This window comes from Bacillus cereus group sp. BfR-BA-01360, from assembly GCF_022663595.1.
GTDB classification, from domain to species: domain Bacteria; phylum Bacillota; class Bacilli; order Bacillales; family Bacillaceae_G; genus Bacillus_A; species Bacillus_A cytotoxicus.
In genome coordinates, this window is record NZ_JAKUFV010000046.1 from 1 (window position 1) to 7082 (window position 7082).

Sequence of the window (7082 nt, forward strand, 5' to 3'; positions counted from 1 at the left end):
CTGCGGATACAACTGAAGCATTAGAGGGAATTAAGGAAGTAACTGAAGCAGCTAATGAATGTGCAGATGCATTAGAGAAGTTGGAAAAGGTTATGGATAAGTTTAATAAGAATGACGATGTGCTTGAAATTAATGTGCCTTTGATTTTAAACGGTAGAGCAATAGCTGAGGCTACTAAACGAATTTAACAAGATATAATCTGAGCGACACCGTTTGTTTAAATTAATAGCGAGTCTCGTAGGCGCTGCCGTGATCTGGGTGGCGTCTTATTTGTTGTTGAAAAGAAGATAAGGAGTGAAAAAGAATGAGTAATCAAATTCTTGAAAAGCGAATTGATGCTTTAGAGAAATTAGTTACAGTCCAGCGAGATGCTATTAATGAATTGGTGTCTCGCGTGAGTCAGTTAGAAGAACGTATAAAAGTTTTAAGTGTAAGGAGTGAAGGTAAATGGAACTAACTAAACTAGAGGTAGCAATTGCTCTGAGTGCATTCATTCAAGGATTAGGTGAGAAAGAACTTGATAAAGGTAATGATTTATTAAAACAAATAGAGAGTGAATTAGATAATATAGTCAGCAACTCAACACTAAATCAAATGAAGGAAGCTGGTGAAAGTGTTGTAATGAAATTCATTCATAAGATATTAGAGGATGAATAACAGTGAAGCAATACAAAACAAAACAACAGAAGCGTAAGTTCTATGATAGTGGTGCGTGGAAACAGATACGCGAGCAAGTAAAGAAGAGAGACAACTATGAATGTCAGGAATGTAAGCGTAATGGTCGAGTGCAAACAGACACGAATGAATACAGTGAGAGTGCAAAGCGTAAGAAGATTCAACTCGTTGTTCATCATATAAAAGAACTCGAACTTTATCCAGAACTTGCATTAGAAATAGATAATCTCGAAACAGTCTGTGTGGATTGCCATAACAAAGAACACGGTAGAATATTTAAAAAGAAAATCAACAAATGGGAACACGATGAAAAGTGGTAAAAATAATTCAGGGACAATACCCCCCCCTTAAAAAATTTCACAAAAAATTGCTCTAAGGGGCACCGGTGGTGGGGGTTAACTGTCCAATTTTTTTCAAAATTACGCACGTAAGGGGGTGGGTAGATGGCTGTTAGCATTACGAAATTAAAAGAACAGTTAATGAATAGCATTGATACAGGTGATTTAGTCCAGGTTGAAAAAGTGGAACGATACATTGACCTGGTTAGTGCATTCAGAAAAATTAACAAAACAATCAATAAAGAAGGTGAATCCGTAACAATTAAAAACGGATCTCAGGTTTTTATTAAAGCCCACCCTCTCATAAGTGAAAGAAATAAAATTAACAGTTCTTTAATTGCGCTAGGGCGCGATATACAATTTATTAATAAGCCTATTGCTGCCGATACTGGCTATAGTTCAAGTGATTTAACATGATTAGACAAAAGTATGTGGAAGAATACATTGAACTTTATCGAAGTGGGAAAATAAAGTTCAATAAAGAAAGAGAACTGTTAATTCGATACCTAGAAAAAGATGTTTTAAGCAGAGACGACTTGTATTTTGATGATGAAATGATTGAGAAGTGTATCCGTTTCGGAGAGAAATGGTATTTTCCTTTGCAAGCATTTCAGAAATTCTTAATAGCATTCGTCTTTTTATTTTATAAAAAAAACGGGCGTGTATTTTATCGTAAATTCTTGTGGATGCTAGGACGCGGTGGCGGTAAAAATGGTCTTCTATCTGTCATTATTCACTTTTTAATCAGTGAATTACATGGAATACCAGAGTATAACATTTCAGTAGTTGCGAATAGTGAAGAACAAGCGAAAACAAGTCCTGATGAAGTTAAGAAAACCATTCGGAAACGGGAAAATGAAACATTAAGAAAAGCTTTTAAAGCAACCGAAACGCAAATAACTTCAAAAGTTACTGGCAGCATATTAAAGTTCAGAACTTCTAATGGAGATACGAAAGATGGTTTGCGAGATGGTGCAGTTGCCTTTGATGAAATTCATCAATATGAAAGCAATAAAGATGTCCGCGTCCACATCAGCGGCTTAGGAAAAAAGAAAAATCCGCGTGAGTTTTATATTGGTACAGATGGATATGTACGGGATGGTTTCTTAGATAAATTAAAAGAAAAAGCAATGAAAGTTTTAAATGGAGAAGCGCGTCCTAATGCTCTTTTTCCTTTCATTTGTAAATTAAATGATGAAAAAGAAGTTGATGATCTGGATAATTGGGAAATGGCAAATCCGATGTTATCAAAGCCTTTAAGCGAATATGCGGAAGGTTTGCTTGAAACGATAAAAGAAGAATACGAGGATTTAGAAGATGACCCAAGTAATCGCGAAGAATTTATGACAAAACGTATGAATTTACCTGTTACAAATTTAGAGCGTTCTGTTGCAAAATGGTCGGAAATCGAAGCGACTAATCGGCCGTTTCCTGATTTATATGGACAGGAATGCATTGGTGCGTTAGATTTTGCGAGTATTCGAGATTTCGCAGCATGCGGGCTGTTATTTAGAAAGGATGGAAACTATATTTTTAAAACTCATTCCTTTGTTCGAAAAGAATTTGCTGATATTTATTATGGATATTCTAAAAAAGCAGGAGAGTTCAAAAAACAGAAGTTTGCTCCAATAAAAGAATGGGAAGAACAAGGTTTGTTAACAGTTGTGGACGAACCAACAATCGATCCAATCCATATTGTTCATTGGTTTGTAGAAATGAGAGAGCAATATGGAGTTAAAAAGATTATAGCTGATAATTTCCGCATGGAAGCGATACGGCCACTATTGGAAGCGGAGGGATTTGAAATCGAGGTTATTCGAAATCCAAAAGCGATTCATAGTTTACTAGCACCGCGGATTGAAATGGCATTTGCAAATCATCAAATTATTTTCGACGATAATCCATTGATGCGTTGGTACACACAAAATGTTTTAGTTGTAATTAAAAAAGATGGTAATAAAGTATATGAGAAGAAAGAGCCTGTACGTAGAAAAACAGACGGATTTCAATGTTTTGTACATGCATTGTATAGGGCTGATGAAATACAAGAAGAAACTGACTTCATACTAAGTGATATTAAATTCTAATAAAGGGGGTGATGACAATTGGATGGCTAGATAATGTATTAAACAGAAATAAAGAAATAGCTTTTATGTTTGATGTAGACATGTTTATCGATTCGGCTAACAGAGTCCACATGAAACGGTTAGCTATCGAAACCTGTATATCTTTTTTAGGAAGAACAATTAGTCAATCGGAATTTAGAATCAAGAATGGTAAAGAATTTGTGAAAGATGAATTGTATTACCGATTAAATGTTCGACCAAATAAGAACATGACGGCCAGCAGTTTTTGGGAAAAACTTATTTATAAACTTATTTATGATAATGAGTGTTTAATCATACAAGCTGACGATGGAGATTTACTTATAGCTGATAACTTCGATCATAATGAATATGCTGTATTTGAAGATACTTTTTCGAATGTCACAGTAAAAGACTATCAGTTTAAGAGAAGCTTTAAACAAAGTGAGGTTATTCATTTAAAATATCGAAACAACAGACTATCACCGCTTATTGATGGTCTTTTTTCTGATTACGGTGACTTATTCGGAAGAATATTAAACTCTCAAAAGCGTAAAAATCAAATTCGTGGAACAGTGGACATGGATATGATTGGAGCAAAAACTCAAGAGCAATTAGAAAAGTTACAAGAGTTTATAAATAATGTGTATAAAGCGGTAGATAAAAACGATTTCGCGATTGTTCCACAACAAAAAGGGATTGAGTATAAAGAAGTTTATAACGGTTCCGCTAATGGCCCAAGTGTGGAAGAAGTAAATAAAGTAACCAATGGATTCTTAAATCAAGTTGCAATGGCCATTGGTATTCCAACAGCCTTAATATATGGAGATATGGCTGATGTAGAGAAACAAACGAAAAATTACATGCTTTTCACAGTAAAACCTTTGCTAAAAAAAATAGCGGATGAAGCGAATATGAAATTCTTTGAAAAGAATGAGTATCTTGCAGGACAAAAGGTTGAAATAAAACCTGTCTCTTATCAAAGCATATTTGATCTTGCGACAAGCATTGATAAGTTAATTTCTTCTAGTGCCTTTACTGGAAATGAAATTAGATTGGAGGTAGGTTATGAAGCTTCCGAGGATTCGAACTTGGATAAACATTACATCACGAAAAACTATGCTGAAATGACAGCAGTTGAAGGAGGTGAGAAAACAAATGACGGTGAAAATTGACATTAAAGGGCCAATCATTTCAAATGATGAAGCTTGGATTTACGAATGGTTTGAAATGGATGCTACAAGTCCAGGAATGGTCGCAAAAGAACTTACAAATGCAAATGGTGAAGATTTAATTGTATCAATTAATAGCCCTGGTGGATATGTTGATGATGGATCAGAAATTTATACAGCCTTAAAAAATTATCCTGGTCATGTGGAAGTTCAGATTGTTGGTTTAGCAGCAAGTGCAGCGTCTGTAATTGCAATGGCTGGTGATAAAGTCCGAATTTCTCCAACAGCAAAAATTATGATTCATAATGCTTCTATGTGGAATGGTGGAGATCATCGTGATATGTCAAAAGCGGCTGAGATGCTGAAAACAACAGACAGAGCAATTGTAAATGCCTATGTTATTAAAAGTGGTAAATCTGAAGAAGAACTACTTAATATGATGGCTGAAGAGACTTGGATGGGTCCGCAACAAGCATTAGAAAATAACTTTGTGGATGAAATCATGTTTATGGAGAATCCAGTTAAAATGACAGCTTCAACTGCTACTGCTGCCATGCTTCCACAGAAAGTAATTGATGGCTTTAGAAATGGAACAATGAACAAGGGCCAAGGGATTACAAAAGAAGATTTAAAAGCAGCATTATCAGGATTAAAAAACGAAATCCTGAATGAATTGCAAAATAATATAGAACAACCGAAAGAGCCGAATCCGAAACCTATTAAAAATGGTGGATTGAAAAGGCTCTTTTTAAATTTATAAAAATTGGAGGAAATACGTAATGGTAATTAAATTCAACAAATCAGAAATGTTCAATGAAGCAAAAGAGAAATTGACGAATACTTTATCAAATCCTGAAAGTACAGAAAAAGAACAAGCAGAAGCATTTAAAAATTTCTTTGATGCAATGCAAACAGATGTAATTAATACAGTTCGTACACAGGTGAACGATGAAATGTTAGATCGTTCAATTCTGCAGCAACGTGGTCAAAATGTTTTAACTTCTGAAGAAACAAAATTCTTTAATGCAGTTGTACAAGATGGTGGATTTAAAGATGACTCAATCCTTCCATATACAACGCAAGAACGTGTTTTTGAGGATTTAGTTACAGAACATCCTTTACTTGCAGAAATTGGCCTTCAAGATCTGGGAGCAGTAACAAAATTTATTTATTCTGATCCAACAAAAGCGTATGCATGGGGTCCATTATTCGGTGAAATTAAAGGACAAGTTAATGCAGCATTCCGTGAAGAACAAATTGGTCAATTGAAATTAACAGCATTTGCAGCGATTCCAAACGACATGCTGGAATTAGGTCCTGTTTGGGTTGAACGTTATGTTCGAACTTTGCTAGTAGAATCTTATTCTGTAGGTCTTGAATTTGGTTTTGTTAATGGTGGCGGCGCCACAGTACATCAGCCGATTGGATTAATGAAAGATGTTAATTCTAAAACAGGTGCTATTACAGATAAGAAATCATCTGGCACATTGACGTTCGCTCCTTCTCAATTTGGTGAAATTGTAGCTGGTGAACTTTACGAAGTAGTAAAAGCTTTATCTACTGATGAAAAAGGTAAAACACGTAAAGTGTTAAACAAAATTGTGATGGTTGTAAATCCTGTGGATGCAATTGGTGTACAAGCACGTAATACAATTCAAACAACAAATGGCCAATGGGTAATGGCATTACCTTATAACATTAAAGTAGTAGAATCTGAAGAAGTTCCAGTTGGAAAAGCATTATTCTTTGTGAAAGGGCAGTATCTTGCAGTAATCGCAGGTAGATATAAACTTAAAAAGTTTGACCAAACATTGGCGATTGAAGATGCAACACTTTACACAATTAAACAGTTTGCGAATGGTAAGCCGAAAGATAACAAAACAGCACTTGTATATGATTTAAAAATCTCGTTTACGCCGCCTGAAACTCCAGCTCAAGAGACTAAATAAGGAGTGATGTGAATGGACATCACAACAATTTCAAATGAAATATTAGAAGAATTTAAGGAAAGGATGCATTTAGGTGATGATGAAGATGATAACCTTAGACGCATCCTTTCTGCGTCTAATAAAGCTCTATTAAGAGTTTGTGGAGATTATCATTTAAATACTGACGAAGAGTTCAAGGAATTAGTCTTTGAACGCTCTCGTTATGTATACAATGATGCTTTAGAGTATTTTGACAAGAATTTTTTAAGTCAGATTAATAGTTTAAGTATCGATAAAGCATTAGAAGAAATTAACTTGGACGGTGATTAATATGCGTCCGTTTCAATATAAAAAACCTTTAAATACAGGTGACTTTAGAAATCGAATTATCATTGAACAGCCTATCACAATAGAAGATGATCTTGGACAAGTGATTGAAACATCATGGACTGAATTAAAAAAAGCATGGGCGATGATAAAAACGTTAAAAGGATCGGAATATATGGAAGCATCAGCTTCACAAGCAACAAGAATCTATCGTTTTGTAATTCCTTATACAACAGGTATTACAGAATTAATGCGTATTAATATGAAAGGTCGTATCTTCGATATCATTGAGCCCCCTATGAACGATGATGAAATGAATAGAACGTTAACCATCATTGCGAAGGAGCGTGTTTGATATGAATGATTTTGCGAGCGAACTTGCTAGAGAATTACAAAGATATGCAAATACTGTGGAAGAGGATTTAATAGAATCACAAGAAGATGTGGCAGATGAAGCGATAAATAAGTTAAGGCAAGATAGCCCTAAAGATACAGGAAAGTACAGTAAGGGTTGGCGAAAAAAGAAAGATGGTAAGTCCATTATTCTTTATAATGCGT

Annotated in this window: 10 protein-coding genes and 2 pseudogenes; all 12 read left to right on the plus strand. The window is 34.9% G+C overall.

The window, feature by feature from the left end; translation table 11 throughout:
- Positions 1-188: pseudogene (locus tag MR056_RS21380) on the plus strand (hypothetical protein); the annotation flags it as partial.
- 116 nt (positions 189-304) lie between these two features.
- Positions 305-457 carry a hypothetical protein gene (locus MR056_RS21385; protein WP_242136697.1) on the plus strand — a complete coding sequence of 51 codons (153 nt, stop codon included), beginning with the start codon at positions 305-307 and terminating at the stop codon, positions 455-457.
- Complete coding sequence (locus MR056_RS21390; RefSeq protein WP_242136698.1) at positions 448-657, plus strand: hypothetical protein; 210 nt, start codon at positions 448-450, stop codon at positions 655-657. The genes MR056_RS21385 and MR056_RS21390 overlap by 10 nt, the downstream gene beginning before the upstream one ends.
- A gap of 2 nt (positions 658-659) precedes the next feature.
- Positions 660-995, plus strand: coding sequence for an HNH endonuclease (locus tag MR056_RS21395; protein ID WP_242136699.1), 336 nt, complete (start codon positions 660-662; stop codon positions 993-995).
- A gap of 123 nt (positions 996-1118) precedes the next feature.
- Entirely contained in the window at positions 1119-1430 is a 312-nt protein-coding gene (locus MR056_RS21400; protein WP_087099173.1) for a P27 family phage terminase small subunit, read from the plus strand.
- Positions 1427-3100 carry a terminase TerL endonuclease subunit gene (locus MR056_RS21405; RefSeq protein WP_087099171.1) on the plus strand — a complete coding sequence of 558 codons (1674 nt, stop codon included), beginning with the start codon at positions 1427-1429 and terminating at the stop codon, positions 3098-3100. Before MR056_RS21400 ends, MR056_RS21405 begins: the two co-directional genes overlap by 4 nt.
- Positions 3101-3108: 8 nt before the next feature.
- Complete coding sequence (locus tag MR056_RS21410; protein ID WP_424924262.1) at positions 3109-4272, plus strand: phage portal protein; 1164 nt, start codon at positions 3109-3111, stop codon at positions 4270-4272.
- Positions 4256-5029, plus strand: coding sequence for a head maturation protease, ClpP-related (locus MR056_RS21415; protein ID WP_087099167.1), 774 nt, complete (start codon positions 4256-4258; stop codon positions 5027-5029). Before MR056_RS21410 ends, MR056_RS21415 begins: the two co-directional genes overlap by 17 nt.
- A 19-nt stretch (positions 5030-5048) precedes the next feature.
- Positions 5049-6218, plus strand: a complete 1170-nt coding sequence (locus tag MR056_RS21420; RefSeq protein WP_242136700.1) for a phage major capsid protein — start codon at positions 5049-5051, stop codon at positions 6216-6218.
- A 12-nt stretch (positions 6219-6230) separates the two neighbouring features.
- Complete coding sequence (locus MR056_RS21425; RefSeq protein WP_087099163.1) at positions 6231-6527, plus strand: hypothetical protein; 297 nt, start codon at positions 6231-6233, stop codon at positions 6525-6527.
- A 1-nt stretch (position 6528) separates the two neighbouring features.
- On the plus strand, positions 6529-6879 hold the full coding sequence (locus tag MR056_RS21430) for a phage head closure protein (RefSeq protein ID WP_087099161.1): 351 nt from the start codon (positions 6529-6531) through the stop codon (positions 6877-6879).
- A 1-nt stretch (position 6880) separates the two neighbouring features.
- Positions 6881-7082 (plus strand): annotated as a pseudogene (locus MR056_RS21435) (HK97 gp10 family phage protein); the annotation flags it as partial.

Bases quoted from the DNA above. Each gene is read 5' to 3' on its own strand.
- MR056_RS21385 (WP_242136697.1), top strand. From the start codon at position 305: ATGAGTAATCAAATTCTTGAAAAGCGAATTGATGCTTTAGAGAAATTA.
- MR056_RS21390 (WP_242136698.1), top strand. From the start codon at position 448: ATGGAACTAACTAAACTAGAGGTAGCAATTGCTCTGAGTGCATTCATT.
- MR056_RS21400 (WP_087099173.1), top strand. From the start codon at position 1,119: ATGGCTGTTAGCATTACGAAATTAAAAGAACAGTTAATGAATAGCATT.
- MR056_RS21405 (WP_087099171.1), top strand. From the start codon at position 1,427: ATGATTAGACAAAAGTATGTGGAAGAATACATTGAACTTTATCGAAGT.
- MR056_RS21415 (WP_087099167.1), top strand. From the start codon at position 4,256: ATGACGGTGAAAATTGACATTAAAGGGCCAATCATTTCAAATGATGAA.
- MR056_RS21420 (WP_242136700.1), top strand. From the start codon at position 5,049: ATGGTAATTAAATTCAACAAATCAGAAATGTTCAATGAAGCAAAAGAG.
- MR056_RS21425 (WP_087099163.1), top strand. From the start codon at position 6,231: ATGGACATCACAACAATTTCAAATGAAATATTAGAAGAATTTAAGGAA.
- MR056_RS21430 (WP_087099161.1), top strand. From the start codon at position 6,529: ATGCGTCCGTTTCAATATAAAAAACCTTTAAATACAGGTGACTTTAGA.